The 16,094-nt window shown below is 67.7% G+C and carries 18 protein-coding genes and 1 tRNA gene; 10 read left to right on the top strand and 9 right to left on the bottom strand.

Going from position 1 to position 16,094, the window contains the following annotated elements; all coding sequences use genetic code 11:
* The 3 genes from C4N9_RS12015 to C4N9_RS12005 form a co-directional block, all read right to left on the bottom strand.
* Positions 1-441 carry a hypothetical protein gene (locus C4N9_RS12015; protein WP_109533563.1) on the bottom strand — a complete coding sequence of 147 codons (441 nt, stop codon included), beginning with the start codon at positions 439-441 and terminating at the stop codon, positions 1-3.
* Positions 438-1,037 carry an RNA polymerase sigma factor gene (locus tag C4N9_RS12010; RefSeq protein WP_109533562.1) on the bottom strand — a complete coding sequence of 200 codons (600 nt, stop codon included), beginning with the start codon at positions 1,035-1,037 and terminating at the stop codon, positions 438-440. The genes C4N9_RS12015 and C4N9_RS12010 overlap by 4 nt, the downstream gene beginning before the upstream one ends.
* Before the next feature lie 122 nt (positions 1,038-1,159).
* On the bottom strand, positions 1,160-1,849 hold the full coding sequence (locus tag C4N9_RS12005; RefSeq protein ID WP_109533561.1) for an EF-hand domain-containing protein: 690 nt from the start codon (positions 1,847-1,849) through the stop codon (positions 1,160-1,162).
* Between the two features lie 239 nt (positions 1,850-2,088).
* Between C4N9_RS12005 and C4N9_RS12000 the strand changes: the two genes are divergently transcribed.
* Together C4N9_RS12000 and C4N9_RS11995 are read left to right on the top strand one after the other, a co-directional pair.
* The gene (locus C4N9_RS12000; RefSeq protein ID WP_109533560.1) at positions 2,089-2,487 is read left to right on the top strand and encodes a DUF983 domain-containing protein; all 399 of its coding nucleotides are present in this window, start codon (positions 2,089-2,091) and stop codon (positions 2,485-2,487) included.
* Positions 2,484-3,203: an NUDIX hydrolase gene (locus C4N9_RS11995; RefSeq protein WP_109533559.1), complete on the top strand. Its 720-nt coding sequence runs from the start codon at positions 2,484-2,486 to the stop codon at positions 3,201-3,203. The genes C4N9_RS12000 and C4N9_RS11995 overlap by 4 nt, the downstream gene beginning before the upstream one ends.
* 123 nt (positions 3,204-3,326) lie before the next feature.
* Here C4N9_RS11995 and gltX read toward each other — a convergent pair whose 3' ends face one another.
* On the bottom strand, positions 3,327-4,652 hold the full coding sequence (gene gltX, locus C4N9_RS11990) for a glutamate--tRNA ligase (RefSeq protein ID WP_109533558.1): 1,326 nt from the start codon (positions 4,650-4,652) through the stop codon (positions 3,327-3,329).
* Positions 4,653-4,726: 74 nt separating this feature from the next.
* Positions 4,727-5,452: an alpha/beta hydrolase gene (locus C4N9_RS11985; RefSeq protein WP_109533557.1), complete on the bottom strand. Its 726-nt coding sequence runs from the start codon at positions 5,450-5,452 to the stop codon at positions 4,727-4,729.
* A 60-nt stretch (positions 5,453-5,512) separates the two neighbouring features.
* Between C4N9_RS11985 and C4N9_RS11980 the strand changes: the two genes are divergently transcribed.
* Entirely contained in the window at positions 5,513-6,490 is a 978-nt protein-coding gene (locus C4N9_RS11980; protein WP_168192216.1) for a helix-turn-helix domain-containing protein, read from the top strand.
* 35 nt (positions 6,491-6,525) lie between these two features.
* Entirely contained in the window at positions 6,526-6,942 is a 417-nt protein-coding gene (locus C4N9_RS11975) for a metallopeptidase family protein (protein WP_109533555.1), read from the top strand.
* Between the two features lie 1,227 nt (positions 6,943-8,169).
* Here C4N9_RS11975 and C4N9_RS11970 read toward each other — a convergent pair.
* Together C4N9_RS11970 and recA are read right to left on the bottom strand one after the other, a co-directional pair.
* Positions 8,170-8,640: a hypothetical protein gene (locus C4N9_RS11970; protein ID WP_245902523.1), complete on the bottom strand. Its 471-nt coding sequence runs from the start codon at positions 8,638-8,640 to the stop codon at positions 8,170-8,172.
* 77 nt (positions 8,641-8,717) lie between these two features.
* Positions 8,718-9,788, bottom strand: coding sequence for a recombinase RecA (gene recA / locus C4N9_RS11965; protein WP_109533553.1), 1,071 nt, complete (start codon positions 9,786-9,788; stop codon positions 8,718-8,720).
* A gap of 173 nt (positions 9,789-9,961) precedes the next feature.
* Here recA and C4N9_RS11960 point away from each other — a divergent pair, with 173 nt between their 5' ends.
* Positions 9,962-10,558, top strand: coding sequence for a sulfotransferase family 2 domain-containing protein (locus tag C4N9_RS11960; RefSeq protein ID WP_109533552.1), 597 nt, complete (start codon positions 9,962-9,964; stop codon positions 10,556-10,558).
* Between the two features lie 28 nt (positions 10,559-10,586).
* Here the strand turns inward: C4N9_RS11960 and C4N9_RS11955 are convergent.
* A tRNA-Gly gene (locus tag C4N9_RS11955) sits at positions 10,587-10,660 on the bottom strand.
* Between the two features lie 125 nt (positions 10,661-10,785).
* Here C4N9_RS11955 and C4N9_RS11950 point away from each other — a divergent pair.
* From C4N9_RS11950 to C4N9_RS11930, 5 genes are read left to right on the top strand one after another with little or no spacing between them, the layout of a single operon-like run.
* The gene (locus C4N9_RS11950) at positions 10,786-11,235 is read left to right on the top strand and encodes an Lrp/AsnC family transcriptional regulator (protein WP_109533551.1); all 450 of its coding nucleotides are present in this window, start codon (positions 10,786-10,788) and stop codon (positions 11,233-11,235) included.
* A gap of 1 nt (position 11,236) precedes the next feature.
* Positions 11,237-11,842, top strand: coding sequence for a LysE family transporter (locus C4N9_RS11945; protein ID WP_109533550.1), 606 nt, complete (start codon positions 11,237-11,239; stop codon positions 11,840-11,842).
* A gap of 49 nt (positions 11,843-11,891) precedes the next feature.
* Positions 11,892-12,614 carry a polysaccharide deacetylase family protein gene (locus tag C4N9_RS11940; RefSeq protein ID WP_109533549.1) on the top strand — a complete coding sequence of 241 codons (723 nt, stop codon included), beginning with the start codon at positions 11,892-11,894 and terminating at the stop codon, positions 12,612-12,614.
* A gap of 33 nt (positions 12,615-12,647) precedes the next feature.
* Positions 12,648-13,790: an aminotransferase class V-fold PLP-dependent enzyme gene (locus C4N9_RS11935; RefSeq protein WP_109533548.1), complete on the top strand. Its 1,143-nt coding sequence runs from the start codon at positions 12,648-12,650 to the stop codon at positions 13,788-13,790.
* Positions 13,791-13,802: 12 nt separating this feature from the next.
* On the top strand, positions 13,803-14,648 hold the full coding sequence (locus C4N9_RS11930; protein WP_109533547.1) for a DMT family transporter: 846 nt from the start codon (positions 13,803-13,805) through the stop codon (positions 14,646-14,648).
* Between the two features lie 160 nt (positions 14,649-14,808).
* On the opposite strand, the gene pobA is transcribed toward C4N9_RS11930, so the two are convergent.
* A complete protein-coding gene (gene pobA / locus C4N9_RS11925) occupies positions 14,809-15,984 on the bottom strand; it encodes a 4-hydroxybenzoate 3-monooxygenase (protein ID WP_109533546.1) in 1,176 nt (391 codons plus the stop codon).
* Between the last annotated feature and the right edge of the window lie 110 nt (positions 15,985-16,094).

Below are 16,094 nucleotides of genomic sequence, written 5' to 3'. Positions count from 1 at the left end.
TCAATCCGTTTCGCTGTCGAGCAGCGTCAAAAGCTCGGCGCCGGTATAATCCAATACCGTCCCCTCGGAAGTCCATGCGGCGACGCCCGGCGCGACACCGGACGCCCCCTGCCAGAACGAACTGACCAGATCCGCGGTCGGCCCCGGCGCGGCAATGCCGATCCAGAGCCCTGCCAGACCCGCGGCGCCCACTCCGGCAAGCGACGGCGCGCCGCCGAAATCGGCCAGCAGCGCCCGGATCCGGGCGCCCCACGATACGCGGACGGGCAGCGGCTGCACCCGGCGGGCATCGGCCAGCAAAGCCTCGCGCAACGTGACGGGCAAAGGCCCGGCTGCCGCATCGCGCGCTTCGGCAAACAGCGCATCGAGCGCCGCGTCCGCGGGCGCGTCGGCCCGCGCGTCGAACGGATCCCGGTCTTCCCGGTTTCGATCATCACTCATCGCTCATACCCCAATTCGTCCCGCCGCCCGGCCAGAAGCTGGGCAAGGCGGCGTTTTCCGCGCGCGGTCAGGCTTTCGACCGCCTCGACCCCGATCCCCATCGCCGCACCGATCTCGGGATTGGTCAACCCTTCGAGATGGCGCAACACCACGGCGACCCGCTGGCGGTCGGGCAATTGTCCCAGCGCCGTGTCCAGCGCGATGCGCCGGTCGGCCTCGATCATGCCCTCGGCCGCGCCCGGGGACGGGTCATCGGGCTCGGGGATGCTGTCGAGCGCCACGCCGCGCCGCTTTCGCAGCCGGTCGGTCGCCAGATTGGCCGCCACCCGGTGCAGCCAGGTCGAGGGCTTCGCCCCGCCTGGCTGCCAGTCGGGGGCGATCTGCCAGAGCCGCAGCATCGCCTCTTGCGTCACGTCCTCGGCCTCGGCCTGATCCTGCAACAGCCGGTAGGCCAGGCGCAGGACGCGCGGCGCCAGCCGGTCCAGCAACAGCCGCGCCGCCGACGGATCCCCCTCGGCGTAGCGGGCCAGGAGCGCGTCGTCGCTCAGGCCGCCCGGATCGGTCTCACCGGATCCCGTGCTGGGGGACAAGGTCATGCTGGCTGTCGTATCCCGTGGCATCAAAGGTCGAAACAAGCGCGGCAAAGCCGAAGGAGTGGCCCGGGCGCCGCCTGTCGCGAACATCCCGACGGGTAGCGCCCGGGCCGGGTTCATGCAACTCAGTTCCGGACCGGACGCTGCGCCATCCAGGTCAGCATCGCCTGCGCATGGGCCAGCTCATCGGGGCTGATCTCGCCGTTGCGGTCGGCATCGATCCGGGCAAAGCCCATCATGCCGCGCCCGCCGGCGCCCTGATCGTCGCCCGTCCGCTCGCCCCGCATCGGGCGCTCGGCCATCCGACCTTCACCCCGACCTTCGCCCCGGCCTTCACCCCGGGCGTCGGCGCGGCCCTCTCCCCGGCGCTCGCCGTCCCAGCGGCCGCGCCGGTCGTCGTCATCCCGACGACCGTGATGCCCGCGCATCCCGTGCCCGCCGTCATGGTCGCCCATCATGCCGAAGTGACCGCCCATCCGGCGCCCGTCGCGCATCGCGCCGCGCTCGTCGGCCATGACCGTCATGCCGGCGATCATCTCGTCGCGGGTCAGCGCGCCATTGCCATCGGCATCGGCGGCCTCGATGATCGCGTCGACGCGGGCCTCGATCCGCTGCGCGCGCATCCCGTCGCGCAGCGTCCCGGCATAGGCCGTCCATTCCTCGGCGCTGATCGCGCCCGAGCCATCGGCATCGGCGGTGGCGAAATCCAGCACCGGCGGTGTCGGACGGGCGGGCGCGCCCGCGCTCTGGGCAAAGCCCGCGACCGGCAGGGCAGCCAGGATCAGGGCGACGGCAGTCAGGGTCTTGGTGTTCATCGTGCTCTCCTTTGGATCAGAGCGCCCTGCGAGGGTTACGAGGTATCGGCGGCGCTTCGATATCTGTCTAACGGGCGGTTCCGGACATTCCGTCGCAGCCCCGGGCAGGTTTTTTGCGCAGAGCTGAACTTGACCTGCATCTTTGCATCGCCCATCTTTGCGGCATTCATCCCAGATACCGCGCGGACGCGATTTGCCGCCCGCCCCCGTGACGCCGCCAAGCGGCAGACAGGCCCGCCATGACCCTGAGTGTTACCACGACCGAACCCGTCGACGACCGCCCGCTGGGCGCGGCCCTGCGCCGTGGCTGGATGCGTCGTTGCCCGCATTGCGGCACGGGGCGGATCATGAAGGGTTATCTGAAGGTCGCCGATGCCTGTCCCGATTGCGGCGAGGATTTTCACCATCACCGCGCCGATGACGGCCCCGCCTATCTGACGATCCTTGTCGTGGGCAAGGTGATCATGGCGCTGTACCTGGCCGTGTTCCTGGCGTTCCGGCCCGAACCCTGGGTCATGATCGCCCTGTGCTGGGGCGTGGCGCTGGCCATGGCGCTGTTCCTGTTGCCCCGCTTCAAGGGGGCGCTGGTCGCGCTGCAATGGTCGCGCCGGATGCACGGTTTCGGGGGCGACATGTGAGCGCGGACGCCCCGGAACACGGCCCGGCAGCGCGCGTCCAAAGCCCGCCCATTCGCGATGCCGCCACCATCGTTCTGGTGCGCGACGGGGACACCGCGTCTCCGCGCGTGCTGATGGGGCAGCGGGGCGCGGGCGCGGCTTTCATGCCGTCGAAATACGTTTTTCCGGGCGGCGCCATCGACCCGGGCGACCGCCGGATCGCTCTGGCATCGCCGCTGCCCGCTTCGGAGATCGCCCGTCTGTCGCAGCAGCCGGTGACCAAAACCTGCCCCCCGCCCGAAGCCATGGCCGCCGCCGCCGTGCGCGAATTGTGGGAAGAATCGGGGCTGAGACTGGGGCGACCCGGCCCCTGGATCGGACCGGTGCCCGAGGACTGGGCCGGGTTTGCCGAAACCGGACTGGTGCCCGCCGGTGACGGGTTGCGCTTCATCTTTCGCGCCGTGACGCCGCCGGGTCGCCCGCGCCGCTTTGATGCGCGGTTCTTCCTCGCGCGGGCCGAGGATATCGTCGGCGATCTCGACGATTTTTCGCGCGCCACGGACGAGCTGAGTCACCTGCACTGGATTCCGCTGGCCGAGGCCCGCGCGCTGGACCTGCCCTTCATCACCGAAGTGGTGCTGGCCGAAGCCGAGGCGCTGGTGCTCGAAGGGCTGCAGGATTCGGTGCCGTTCTTCGACAATTCCTCGGGCGAGTCGGTGTTCCGCCGCCTGGCCTGAACCCCTTGGCCGTCGGCGGCGCGGCGGGCGTGACCGGGACGCAGACACCGGCGCTGGCCTCGACCTGAACGCAAAACGCCGCCCTTCGGGGCGGCGTTTTTCCCATCTGCGGCGCGGCGGCGCTTAGTTCTTGCCCGGCACTTTCTGCAGAAGCGGCATCAGCGTGCCCATATCCGGCCCGTGGCTCATCCCGGTCAGTGCCTTGCGCAGCGGCATGAACAGGCCCTTGCCCTTGCGGCCCGTCGCCTGCTTGACCGCGCCGGTCCAGTCCGACCACGCGGTCGGGCCGTAAGGCGGCGGCGGCAGCAGGGCCATCGCCTCGGCGATGAACTCGGCATCCTCGGGCGCGACCTCGGGCTCGGCCCCGTCACGGCACAGCGTCCACCACGCATCGACATCCTGCAGCCGGGTGACATTCTCGCGCGCGACACCCCAGAAGGCCGGGGCGATGTCGTCGGGCACGCCGATCTGCGACAGGTGGTCGGCCACGGCCTCGTAAGGCAGCGCCTGAACATGCGCGCGGGTCAGCGGCCACAGATCCTCGGCATCGAACTTGGTGGGCGCCGAGCCGAATTGCGACAGCTCGAAACCGTCAGCGATCTCGTCGAGATCGGCGCGCAGTTCGACCGGCTGAGAGGACCCGAGACGAGCCATAAGGCTGAGCAGCGCCATCCGCTCGACCCCCTGCTCGCGCAGGTCCCGCAGGCTGAGCGTGCCCAGCCGTTTCGACAGGGCCTCACCCTGCGGGCCGGTCAGCAGCGAATGGTGGGCGAATTCAGGGGGCGTGCCACCGATCGCCTTGATGATCTGGATCTGCGTCGCGGTATTCGTCACATGGTCGCCGCCCCGGACGATATGCGTGACGCCCATATCGGTGTCATCGACCGACGACGCGAAAGTATACAGCACCTGCCCGTCCGCGCGGATCAGCACCGGGTCCGAGACCGAGGCCGCGTCGATGGAAATGTCGCCCAGAATGCCGTCGGTCCATTCGATCCGCTCCAGATCGAGCTGGAAGCGCCAGTAGCCCTCGCGCCCCTCGGCGCGCAGCTTCTCGCGGTCGGCATCGCTCAGCGCCAGGGCCGAGCGGTCATAGACCGGCGGCTTGCCCATGTTGAGCTGCTTCTTGCGCTTGAGATCCAGTTCGGTCGGGCTTTCGAAGCACTCATAGAACCGGCCCGCCGCGCGCAGCTGGTCGGCCACCTCGGCATAGCGGTCCAGCCTTTCGGACTGCCGCTCGACCCGGTCCCATTCCAGGCCCAGCCATTCCAGATCGCGCTTGATGCCGTCCACGTATTCCTGCTTCGACCGCTCGCGGTCGGTGTCGTCCAGACGCAGGATGAACTGACCGCCCGTCTTGCGGGCGATCAGGTAATTGAACAGCGCCGTGCGCAGGTTGCCGATGTGCAGATAGCCGGTGGGCGACGGGGCGAAACGGGTGACGGTCATCGTGAACTCCTGTTGGCGCTGTCTTGAACCAGCCGCCGTGATTTGTCCAGTTCGTCGCCCCCTTCGCCCGTCTCTCAGTCGCGCCCGGCTTTCAGGATCCCCGCCGCCAGCGCCTTCGGATCGGTGAAGCACAGCTCGTGGCTGCCGGGGATCGCCACCAGCCGGAACAGGCCCAGCTTTTCCGACAGCCGCGGATGCCAGCCCAGGCTCTGCGGCAGCGCGCAATCCTCGGTGCAGAGCAGGTAGGATTTCGGCAGCGCCATCTCGGCCGGGTTCTTCGACAGCGCGATCTTGTCGGTGAAGGTCGCATAAGGATGCGGGTTCAGCACCCCGAACGCCCGCTCGGCCAATGCCAGATCGGCGTCGTTGATGAAAGCCTCGCGCCAGATCGGGAAGGGCAGCATCACCGTGTTGTCCGCGCTCGCCGCCGAGACCCCGTCGAACAAGGCGACGTAATGCGGCGGCACCATGTCGTTGAGCGCCTCGCCGTCATTGGGGACGAAGGCGTTCCAGTAGACCAGCCTGCGGATCCGGTCCGCCGCGCGGTCGGCCACGCCGGTGATCACCATCCCGCCATAGGAATGGCCCAGCAGCACCACGTCGCTCAGATCGTTCTCCGACAGGTAATCGACGATCGACGCAATCGCCGCATTCAGCCCCACATCCTTGCTTTCGCCCGGACGGTTGCCGGCGATGGTGGGGCAATGGACGATATGGCCCTCGGCGCGAATAGCTTCGGCCACGGGTTCGAATTCGGTGCCGGTATGCCAGGCGCCGTGAACCAGAACATAGGTCGTCATGAGCATTCCTCCCTCAGCTTTGACTGGACGCAAGCCTGCCAGTCGGGGCATCATCGCGCCATGACCCGATCCGCCGCTCCCGTGACCGAAAGCGCCAGCCTGCCGCGCGTGTGGGATACCCGCGACGTCGCCCGGGGCGAGGCGTTCGATTACTACCGCGAGGGGATCTGCGCCGCCTTCATGCCGCTCCGGCCCGAGCTGGGCCGCGACGCGCGCGCCGAGTTCCGCGCGGGCGTGCATTCCCATGACATGCCGGGCGGCGAGCAGGCGGGCGCGCTCAACATCGTCTCGGCGCGCAGCCATACGGTTCTGCGCACCGGGGCCGAGATTGCCGCCTCGCCCATGCCCTGCTGGTATGTGAACCTGCAACTGGGCGGGATCTGCGCGATCACGCAGGCCGGGCGGACGATGGCGCTTCGTCCGGGCGAGGTGGGGCTCTTTGACTCCGACGCCCCCTTCACGCTGGACCATTCCCGCCGCTCGGGGCTGCGCGTGGCCTCGCTCATGGTGCCGAAATCCGCCGTCGGGTCCGCCTTCGCGCCGGGCCCGCACCGGCTGTCCGATCATCCGGTCTATGGGGCGCTCTGCCTCGAAGCCGCCCGCGCGCTCACCGATACCGCCCAGCGTCACGGCGCGCTGGCCGGGCTGCACGAGGTCTTCCTGAAGCTCGTCGCGCTGACCGCCGAGGATGCCCCGCCTGCACAGGACAGCGCCGCGTTGCGGATCCGCGCGTCGATCCGGGCGAACGCGACGCGGCAGGGCTGGTCTCTGGCCGATTGCGCGGCCGAGATCGGGATGTCCGCGCGCCAGATCCAGCGCCTGCTCGCCGCCGAAGAGGACGGTTTTGCTGCCGCGCTCAGCCGCGAGCGTCTGGCCCGCGCCGCCCGGCTTCTGCGCGACCCGCATCACGCACCGCTCAGCGTGAGCGACATCGCCTTCGCCGTGGGCTATGGCGACCCCGCCCCCTTCGCCCGCGCCTTCCGCGCGTTTTATGGCACCAGCCCGGGCGCATGGCGCCGGGGCGACGGCTCTGTCTGAGACGTAACGGCCCCCCTCACCCTGTCCGAGCCCCCATGACGACCCCGGATTTCTGGCGCGCCCGCGCCGCGCCCAGCCTTGACGACATCGAAGCCCTTGCCGAGGCCGCGCGCGCGGACCTGCCCAGCCCGTTCGCCGAGGCCGCGCGGGGCGTCATCCTGCAGGTGGCCGAGATTGCCCCGGATGACATGCTCGAGGCGCTCGGCATGGACGACCCGCTGGACCTGACGGGCCTTTACGAGGGCATCCCGCTGACCGAGAAATCCCTGTTCGACGTCGCGGTTCAGCCCGACATGATCTGGCTTTTCCGCGCAGCGATCCTCGATGAATGGTGCGCGCGGGGCGACGTGGCGCTGGACGCGCTGGTGACGCATGTCTTCGTGCACGAACTGGCGCATCATCTGGGGTGGTCCGACGACGACATCGCCCGCATCGACCGCTGGTGGGAATGAGGACCGCCAACGCGATGGTCGCCCTTGCGCGGTGCGACGGGGCCAGGCCCGTTGATCTTGATGCAGTGGTCCGGGCAACGACGCCGAGGATGTCCTCTGGGTGACGGTCGTCTCCGGCAATCCAACGCCTCAATCTGGCTGCCCCGCATTTCAGGCGCCGGGCGAGACGCTTGGGCAATTGCCTTCCTCACCGGAAAACCGCTCCATCGCACCGCGAACGCTGTCCCATCGCATCGGCACGGGCTTTGTCCCGCGTCCCTTGAGGTGCTGTTCAACCTCTCGGGACCACGAAAAGGGTTAAGCTTAACGCTTCAATCTGGGTCGCTTTCTGCCGTTTGGGCGCGCGTAGCACCTCTTCAGACGACCACGCGCGCGCCCGTCGGTCGCAAGCAGGTTAACCCTGTTTTTCTGTGGCGCCGTCGGTCTTTCGCTTGTTGACCACGGTGGACTCTTGCGGCCCAGCAGCGCCATTCCCGACTTTCCCTGTTCGGGAGACATGCGCGTGCCATGGGCTGTGAACCAGTAACCTTTCACGAATCAAACGTCCCGCTTCCGGCCCGGTTCGCGCCCGGTACGGTAGGCTGCTGATCTTCGGTGCGTTAATCCGCCCCCCCCTCGCGTGGCCACCCAGCCAGAGAATTGGTCGCGTCTTGCCGTCGCTCGCCGTCACCCGATGCACCCTGGGTGTCAATCTTGACGTGGCAGCTGCGTGTGCGCCTCGCTACTGCTGTCAACAGGAAAGGGCGCTGGAACGTCTCAGGTTTGATTTATCCGGACCATCAACCGAAGATCGCTTTGGCCTCAGGGGGCCGGACTCCGGTTCACCAAGCCGCGCCGTCCTGGGCGCGGGTCCACTCCGCCCCACGATTGGGGTTAACCTTAACGCTTCGGTCCGGAGCCACGACTCCACTCCCGGTCAGCGCTGCCGCCCGTCAAAGCGCCCTGTCGCGGGAAAGCCTGCCGGAACGACGGCAAGCGCCGGGCATTGCCTGACCGAGACCGGAACCATTCGCCCTGCCCTGCCTGCCAGCGCCCGATAGGCGTGTACCTTCAGGGGTTACGCCGGTAAAACCACAGCCGTCGATGCCGGTTCTTTTGCGACACGCGTCCTTCACGGACATCAATTTGGGTCATCCCGGCGCAGGCTCGAAACCCATGACCGCCCCGGCGACGGACATGCGCGGCAAGTCCGGACCGCCCCGCCACCCGGTCCTCAGCGGAATCCTGTCAGCGACACTTCGTCAAGAGATCGCCGTTCTGGATCTCCCCGTCCCGCTCGACGCTGCACAGGATGCCGCGCAGACGGTGGCGCCGATTGTCGGGCGCGTTGATCCAGTCGCGGGACGCGGCCCCGTAACGCGCGTTCCATTTCACGCAGGCATCGTTGAAGATTTCCGACACGCGCAAGACCGCGCTGCCCGCCTGCAAGAGCGTAGCCTCGGGAAGGTTCTCGTGGCCCAGATCCATGTCGACGACGAAGGTATCGCCCGGATGCAGCACGGTTTCCCGGTCCCGCCAAACGAGGTCGAGCACCCGGCGCGACAGGATGCAGATCTGGATCCCCGGATGCGGCCTGCCGTCGGGCAGCCGCAGCCAGGGTTCATTCAGCCAACGCTCGCCGGGAATGCCCTGCTCACGCGTGACCTCGATCCGGTCGACGAAGCGTCGACCATTGCGCACGGGACGCCGGCAAAGCATTCCGATCTCCGCACCATCCTTGGGCGCGGACAGGATATCCGGCAACGCCGCGTCCAGTTCAGCGCGGCTGACGAAGGTCACTCTTCGAGCACATCGCCGTCGTCGCTGCTGCCCATCTGGAAATCCAGACCATTGGCGGCGCGAATCTTGTCCTCGATCTCGTGGGCGATCTGCTGATTGGCTTTCAGGTAGTTCTTGGCATTCTCACGCCCCTGCCCGATCCGTTCGTCGCCATAGGAATACCACGAGCCCGATTTCTCGACGACGCCGGCCTTGACGCCGATATCCAGAAGCTCGCCGGTCTTGGAAATCCCTTCGCCATACATGATGTCGAATTCGACCTGCTTGAAAGGCGGGGCGACCTTGTTCTTGACCACCTTCACGCGGGTCTGGTTGCCGACGATCTCTTCGCGGTCCTTGATCGAACCGATCCGGCGGATATCGAGCCGCACGGAGGCGTAGAATTTCAGCGCATTGCCACCGGTGGTGGTTTCGGGCGAGCCGAACATGACACCGATCTTCATGCGGATCTGGTTGATGAAGATCACCATGCAGTTCGAGCGCGAGATCGAGCCGGTGAGCTTGCGCATCGCCTGGCTCATCAGGCGGGCATGAACGCCGACATTGCTGTCGCCCATATCGCCTTCGAGTTCGGATTTGGGCGTCAGCGCGGCGACCGAGTCGACCACCACCACCGACACCGCGCCCGACCGCACCAGCGTGTCGACGATTTCCAGCGCCTGTTCGCCCGTATCGGGCTGCGAGATCAGCAATTCGTTCAGATCGACGCCCAGCCGCTTGGCATATTGCGGATCGAGCGCGTGTTCGGCGTCGACGAATGCGCAGACGCCGCCCTTCTTCTGCTCTTCCGCCAGCACATGCAGCGTCAGCGTCGTCTTGCCCGAGCTTTCCGGGCCGTAGATTTCGATGATCCGCCCCTTGGGCAGACCGCCGATCCCCAGCGCGATGTCGAGACCGAGCGACCCCGTCGAGGTCGATTCGATCTCGGCCACGGGGTTGTCGGCGCCGAGCTTCATGATCGAGCCCTTGCCGAACTGCCGCTCGATCTGCGCCAGCGCCGAATCGAGCGCTTTCTGCTTGTCCTGAGAGCGTTTGTCTTGCATGTCGAGAAGGCTCGCGGTTGCCATGGTCTGACCTCTTATTTCACAGCCCGGAGGGGGCAGCAATACTGCGTCTGTTCTTATCTTGTTCTCGCGCAATATGAGCACAAAACCGGAACATTTCAAGCTTTATTGCGGGTGTTTCAACTTCGCCTGCATTTGGTTAATAAACCGTTCAGAACGACGTTGCGCGGGTCTCTATGCTAGTATTCTGGAAACAGCGGCTTGTGCTGCTGGCGACCCCAAAGACGGGCTCCACGGCCATCGAGGCCGCGCTCGGGTCTCTTGCCGCCCTTTCCGTGATGCAGCCCGCCGCGCTCAAGCATACCGATGCGCGCACGTGGCAACGCTACCTGCGCCCCTATCTGCGCGAGATGGCGGGCGGCGATTTCACCGCGCTGGCGCTGATCCGCGAGCCTGTCGACTGGCTGGGATCGTGGTATCGCTCGCGCCTGCGCGACGACAATCTGGACATGCATGCCGGCACCCGGGGCCTGAGTTTCGCCGATTTCGCCGAAGCCTACCTGCACGATCCGCGCCACTCACTGGCCGATGTCGGCTCGCAAGCGGATTTCCTGAAAGGCTTCGACGACGCGCCCTGTGGTGTCGACCGGCTGTTTCGCTACGAGGATATCGGCGGCTTCGTGGCGTATCTGGAGGACCGGCTCGATTTCGCCATCGAGCTGCCGAAAGAGAACGTCTCGCCCGAGGGCGACCGCGACCTTCCCGACGCGCTTCGCGCGCGGCTGGCCGAGCGCATGGCCGAGGATTACGCGCTATATGACAGCATCGCCTGACGCAGGATCTGCACACTATCGGGGATCCTGGAGCGGGTAGCGGGAATCGAACCCGCACCATCAGCTTGGAAGGCTGAGGCGCTACCATTACACCATACCCGCCAGGTTCCGAAGGGATAGCGTCTTGTGCGCGCAAGGGCAAGGGGGCGCGGGTCGGTCTGACGGATGCGGTGTCGGAACCGATATTTTGATCGCCGAATCATTAAATTGCCGTTAATATTTCAGCCATGGATGATATTGACCGCAAAATTATCGACCTTCTTTCTGCCGATGCCCGACGGGCGCTGGCCGATATCGGCCAGAATGTGGGCCTGTCGACGTCGGCCGTGAACGACCGGCTCCGCCGCCTCACGGCGCAAGGCGTGATCCGGCGCTTCACGCTCGAAGCCGACCCCGAGGCGCTGGGCCTGCCGGTCCTCGCCTTCGTCTGGATCGCCCTGCCCGAGCAGGCGGACGAGGCCGCGTTCCGCGCGCTCGCCGCCGACGATCCGGCGATTCTGGAATGCCATCACGTCACCGGCGCGTGGTCCTACCTGATCAAGCTGCGCACGCAGTCGCTGGCCGGGCTCGAGGCTTTCCTCGCCACGCTGAAGGCGCGGGGCATGGTGGCGCGGTCGGAAAGCGTGCTGGCCCTGTCCTCGGCGGTGCCGGACACCTTCGTGCCGAAAGCCCGGTGACATGCTGTTTCTCAAAGCCCTGATCCTCGGCCTTGCCGTCGCTGCCCCACTGGGCCCGATCGGCGCCCTGTGCATCGCGCGCACGCTGCAGGCGGGCTTCGCCGCCGGATTCGCGGGCGGCTTCGGCACGGCGCTGGCGGACGCGGCCTATGCGGGCGTCGCCGCCTTCGGCTTCGCGGCGCTGGCAGGCGTTCTGGACAGCGGCGCGGGTTTGGTGCGGATCGCGGGCGGGCTGTTGCTCGTCGCGCTGGCGATCCGGGGCTGGCGCCAGGCGGGACAGCCCGCCCGGGCCGCGCGCGCCGATGCCCGGACGCTGGTCGCGACGGCCGCCACCACCTTCGCGCTGACCATCGCCAACCCGGCAACGATCCTGTCCTTCGTGGCGATGTTCGCGGGGCTGGGACTGGCCGAGGATCCGGGCATCGCCCAGGCGGCCGTCGCGGTGTCGGGCGTGTTCCTGGGCTCTCTGGCATGGTGGGCCTTCCTGTCGGGCGCCGTTGCCGCCACGCGCAGCCGCCTGCCCGCCGGTTTCGCCTTGTGGGTCGCGCGCGGCTCGGCGGTGATGCTGGCCGGTCTCGGCGCCTGGGCGCTCATCGGCGGGCTGTGACCGCCACCGGGGCTGGACGCAGCCCCGTCGGGCAAGAGAAGCTGAGACCATGAAACGCCTACTCGCCCTCCTGCTGGCTCTCGCCGTGCTGACCGGCGGTGCCTACCTGCTTTCCAAAGCGCGCGGCTTCCAGCTGTTCGGCACGGTCGTGGCCCGGGTCGAAACCGGGCAGCCGCTGGTTGCGCTGACCTTCGATGACGGCCCGGTGCCGGGGCAGACCGAGCAGCTTCTGGGCGTCCTGGCCGGGCGCGGCGTGCGCGCGACCTTCTTCGTCACCGGGCGCGAGGCCCGGCTGCACGAGGCCGAGTTGCGCGCGCTCATCGCCGCGGGGCACGAGATCGGCAACCATTCCTTCAGCCATGAGCGGATGGTGCTGGTGCGCCCCGCGTGGGTCGAGGACGAACTCGCCCGGACCGACGCGGCGATTCGCGCGGCAGGTTACGAAGGGCCGATCCCCTTCCGCCCGCCCTTCGGCAAACGGCTGGTGGTGTTGCCCTGGGTGCTCGACCGGCAGGGGCGGGTCACGGTGATGTGGGACGTCGAACCCGACAGCGACCCCAATGCGGGGGCCGAACGCATCGCGCGCGACGCGATCGCGACCGCAGAAGCGGGCTCGATCATCCTGTTGCACGCGATGGATGACAGCCGAGGAGCGACCCGCGACGCGCTGCCGCAGATCATCGACGGGCTGCACGCACGGGGATTCCGGCTGGTCACGGTGTCCGATCTTCTGGCTGCAGGCGACATTGCGCCCGCTGCCCGCGCGCCATAAGTTGCCCCCTCGCGTTCAAACACGGAGAATCCGATGCCCGCCCTCCACGACCATATCGATCCCGGCGGACTCGACGAGTTCTCGGTCGTCTTCACCGACCGTTCGCTCAACCATATGTCGCAGCGTTTTCAAGGCGTCATGCGCGACATCTCGGAGATGTTGAAAGAGGTCTACAACGGCAGCGCCGTGGCGCTGGTCCCCGGCGGCGGGACCTTTGCGATGGAATCGGTCGCCCGGCAATTCGCGCGCGGCAAATGCCTCGTGGTGCGCAACGGGCTGTTCAGCTTCCGCTGGAGCGCGATCTTCGACGCGGGCCAGCTCAACAGCGAGACCGAGGTGATGAAGGCCCGCCCCGCCGGAAATGGCGTGCAGGCCCCCTTCGCCCCCGCCCCGATCGAGGAAGTCACGCAACGGATCCTCGCCGAGAAACCCGAAGCGGTCTTCGCGCCGCATGTCGAAACCTCGGCCGGGATGATCCTGCCTGACGCCTATATCAAGGCGCTGGCCACCGCCGCGCACGAGGTGGGCGCGCTGATGGTGCTGGACTGCATCGCCTCGGGCGCGGCCTGGGTCGACATGAAGGCGCTGGGCGTCGACGTGCTGGTCTCGGCGCCGCAGAAGGGCTGGAGCGCGTCGCCCTCGGCGGGGATCGTCGTCATGGGCCCCCGCGCGGAAAAGCGGCTCGAGGCCACGACATCGGACAGCTTCGCGCTGGACCTGAAGAAATGGCGCGCGATCATGAAAGCCTATGAAGACGGCGGGCATGCCTATCACGCGACGATGCCGACCGACGCGCTGGCGGGCCTGCGCGACGCCATGGTCGAAACCCGCGAGATGGGCTTCGACGCGGCCAAATCGGCGCAATGCGCGCTGGGGAAAGGGGCGCGCGCGCTGCTCGAAGCCTATGGCTACCCGCCACTTGCCGCCAATGGCTTCGGCGCGCCGGGCGTGGTGGTCTGCCATACCGACCGCGCGGATCTGCAGAACGGCTCGGCCTTCGCGGCGGCGGGCTTCCAGATCGCCGCGGGCGTGCCGCTGATGGTGGACGAGCCCGAAGGCTTCCGCACCTTCCGCATCGGCCTGTTCGGCCTCGACAAGCTCAAGGACGTGCCCGGCACGCTCGCCCGGCTCGACGCGGCGCTCAAGGCCGTGGCCGAGCCCGCGACCGGCGCCTGAGAACGCGCGGCGATGCGGCTCTTCGCGCTCAGCGCGCTGGTGATGACCGCCTTCGCCGCGAATTCGCTCCTCAACCGCGCGGCACTCGGGGCGGGGCTGATCGAAGCCCTGCCCTTCGCGCTGATCCGCGTGGCATCGGGCGCGCTGGTGCTGATCCTGCTCGCGCGCGCCTTCGGCCCACGCGGCGCACCCTTCCGGGCGGGCCGGGCCCATCTCCTGCCCGCGCTCTGGCTCACGCTCTATCTCGTGGGCTTCTCCGTCGCCTATCTTGCCCTCGATGCGGGGATCGGCGCGCTCGTGCTCTTTGCCACGGTGCAGGTCACGATGCTGGCCGGCGCCACGCTTGCGGGCGACCGCCCCTCCCCGCGCCGCCTTGCCGGGGCCGCGCTGGCGCTGGCCGGGCTTGCGGCGCTGCTGCTGCCCGGAAGCGACGCAATCCCCTCCGTCTGGGCCGCCCTGACGATGGGCGCAGCCGGGCTGGGCTGGGGCCTCTATTCCCTTGCGGGACGGAGCGCGCGCGACCCGCTGGGCGCCACTGCCGGCAATTTCATCCTCGCCACGCCCCTCGTCGCGCTGGCCTGCCTTCCCGCGGGGCTCGGGAATGTCACGGCGGGCGGTGTCGGGCTCGCCCTCCTGTCGGGCGCCGTCACCTCGGGTCTGGGCTACGCGCTGTGGTACAGGATCCTGCCGGAACTGGGCGCCGCCCGCGCCGCCGTCGCGCAGCTGACCGTCCCGGTGATCGCCATCGCCGCCGGCGCCTTGCTCCTGGCCGAGACGCTGAGCCCAGGCGCCATCGCCGCCTCGGTCCTCGTGCTGGCGGGCGTCGCGCTGGCCATCCTGCCGCCGCGCCAGCGCTAGCGGCGACAATGGGGGCACTGCCCCCCTCCTGGCCTCCGCCCTCCCCGAGGATGTCTCCAGCACAAGGATGCCGCGTCAAAGCTGCGTTCACCGCGTCTTTGTTCCTTAAATATCCCGGGGGTCCGGGGGCTGGCCCCCGGTGCCTGGACGTCGCGCCCGCTCAGAACGGAAGCCCCACGTAATTCTCCGCCAGCGACGCCAAAGCCACATCCGACGAGAACAGGTAGGCGAGTTCGGTTTCCTGCAGCTTCTGATCGTAGCCCGGCGTCTCGGGGAAGCGGTGCAGAAGCGAGGTCATCCACCAGCTGAAGCGCTGCGCCTTCCACACCCGCGCCAGCGCCTTCTGCGAGTATTGCTCAAGCCCGGTATCATCGCCCTTCAGGTAATGATCCATCATCGCGTGGTAGAGATAATAGATATCCGACGCGGCCGAATTCAGCCCCCGCGCCCCCGTCGGCGGCACGATATGCGCTGCATCGCCCGCCAGGAACAGACTCCCCCAACGCATCGGCTCGGTCACGAACGAGCGCAGCGGCGCGATGCTCTTCTCGATCGACGGCCCGGCTTCAAGCCGCGCCGCCACCTCGTCCGGCAGCCGTGCCTTCAGCTCGTCCCAGAAGGCCTCGTCCGACCAGTCCTCGACCTTGTCCGACAGCGGCACCTGGATGTAATAGCGGCTCAGCACCTGGCTGCGCAGCGAACACAGGGCGAAACCGCGATCGGATTTCGCGTAGATCAGCTCGGGGTTCACCGGTTTGGTGCGGCTGAGCACGCCCAGCCAGCCGAACGGGTAGAGCTTCTCGTACTCCGTCAGCACATCGGCGGGGATCGATTTGCGGCTGACCCCATGGAAGCCGTCGGCGCCGATGACGTAATCGCAATCGATGCGGACGATCTCGTCGCCATCGCGATAGGTGACCCACGGCTTGCCCTCGGTATTCAGGTCATGCAGCACCACGTCCTCGACATTGTGGATGACGTGGCCGCCCGCCGCCGCGCGTGCGTCATAGAGATCGCGCGTCAACTCGGTCTGGCCGTACACCACGACCGACGAGCCGCCTGAATGGCGTTTCAGATCCACACGCCGCAGCACCCCGTTATCCGAGATCTCGAACCCGTCATGGATCTCGCCCTCGGCATCCATGCGCGCGCCGCAGCCCGCCTCGCGCATGAGCTCGGCGAAACCGTGCTCCAGCACACCCGCGCGGATCCGCCCCAGCACGTATTCGCGCGAATGCTTCTCCAGCACGATCGTCTCGATCCCCTTGCGGTCCAGAAGCTGGCTCAGCATCAGGCCCGACGGACCGCCTCCGATAATGCAGATCTGGGTCTTCATCGCTGTCTCCTCCTCTTGCCAGCTGCCGAAAGGGCGCCGGAACAGCGGCCAGAATAGAAAAGGCGCCTGCGAAATGAATGGATCGGACCGGCGAAAACTTGTACGATTCG

This window comes from Pararhodobacter marinus (genome assembly GCF_003122215.1).
GTDB lineage: Bacteria > Pseudomonadota > Alphaproteobacteria > Rhodobacterales > Rhodobacteraceae > Pararhodobacter > Pararhodobacter marinus.
The sequence above is the reverse complement of the archived record's forward strand: the minus strand, read 5'-3'. Positions and strand labels throughout refer to the sequence as shown.